The 1652-nt window shown below is 62.4% G+C and carries 2 protein-coding genes; both read right to left on the reverse strand.

Annotated elements, in window-relative coordinates; all coding sequences use genetic code 11:
* On the reverse strand, positions 1–365 hold a 365-nt coding region (locus AC1DSN_RS22245; RefSeq protein ID WP_477332965.1), incomplete at its 3' end, for a hypothetical protein.
* A 109-nt stretch (positions 366–474) separates the two neighbouring features.
* Positions 475–1652 (reverse strand): alpha/beta fold hydrolase (locus tag AC1DSN_RS22250; RefSeq protein ID WP_477332967.1); only part of this gene is annotated, 1178 nt, incomplete at its 5' end.

Genomic DNA, 1652 nt, shown 5'->3' on the forward strand with positions numbered 1-1652 from the left:
CCATTGCCGTTGATGATGACCGTGGCCGCCGGTGGCTTCTGCAGACCGGCGCAGCACTCAAGCCCATCACCAAATTCGTCGTGGACGTCGATATAAGGCGCACGCAGATCGTCAATGGCCTGGCTCAAGCCCGACTCGGGATGCGCACGCATTTCGGAGGTCAGACTGCCCGGATCGAGGAGCACGAATTCGGTCGCCACGGGCGTGACAGAACCCACCACCGCGATGAAATCGCGCAAGGCACCGCATGCCCGCATTTCCAGTGTGCGCCCAGCCTGACAGGCTTGCTGCTTGAGGTGGAGAAGCAGGTCGGCTGTGATGGAATGACCGCTGCCGTGCGGCCCATGAACAATGACAATACTCACGACATCGTACTCGCCATCGCTTCCAGAGCGAATGCGCCATGGTGCAGCGAAATGCTGTAAAGCCGCTATGTCAGGGCTGAGGCTGTAGCGTAAATTTTTCGCAACTCGGTCAGCGAGTGCTCGTTAGAGGCAACTTGGCAGTGGCTGGGCCCCTCCGTTCGCTTGCCTGCCGGGCTGCGATTGCCAGCGCCTGTTCGATTGCATCGATGACGATCTCAGGGCGGTCGTAGTTGATCGTGTGGCCGCTGCGCGGAACGATCCAGTTCACACCATGCGTTGACATGGCGGCTACCTCATTGTGCATTTGTTCCCACACCATGGTGCGTCGGTCCTGCATGGCCTGCGGCAAATCTTTGGGAGCAGGGCGCGGTGCATGCGTGAGCATGATGATGGGCATGTCACCGAAATCGCGGCGTGTGGCGCGGGTTTCGTCTGCGCTTACCGTCGCGAAGTTCTCCTCCTCTGACGTGTGGGCCTTCTGGGATTTGAGCGACGCCATGGCCTTGAAGGTCGCCTCGGTAATCGCCTGGTCCACTCCGGGATACATCTCGCCGACGCAGGGCGCGAAGGCGGGAGAGTCCTTGGGAATCGCGCCACTTTTGGCCGCATCAACGCAGTGTGGGTCTGCTGGAACATCGTGCTTCGCCAGCGCCGGCATCTCGCTGGCCTCGAGCGCCTCTCGTGCCTTCGCGCGGCTCACCTGGTCCTCATGCGAGCCGTCGACGATGACCATGCCCACCACTTCATCACGATACCGATCCGCGAAGACACGGACCGCCATGCCACCGGAGGAATGCCCCACCAGTAGATACGGTGGCTTGATATGCGCCGCCTGCAGGGCCTTGTGGATATCGTCGACGTCGTTCCCCGACGTGCCTGGACGATCGGAGGCGTCGCTGAAGCCAAGCCCTGCGCGGTCGTAGGAGCAGGTCGTGTGCGTCTTGCTGATAGCCGGTTGCACCAGCGCCCACGCAATCGTCGTATCGTTCCCTCCCGCATCGAAAATGACGGCGGGCGAACCCGTGCCGCGGCAATAGAGATTGAGGCGCCTGCCTCCGATGTCGAMGAGCCGGACAGGGCCCAGGTATGCCGGGTCAGTCACCAGCGGCCTGGTAGGCGTCTCGTTCGCCCACGCCGTTGCTGCCGAGCCGAGGCAGCCGATCGCCGCCAGCGCGGCCAGAATTCGCTTTGTCATTCGTCGTGCCCCTGTTTCCCTGCTGCCTGTGCGTGGTGCCGCGACCGCGCCGGATCTTGGGCGAGAATGACAGGAACCAAGGAGCGCTGTCA

It is taken from the genome of Luteibacter sp. P4_D7_3 (assembly GCF_056401735.1).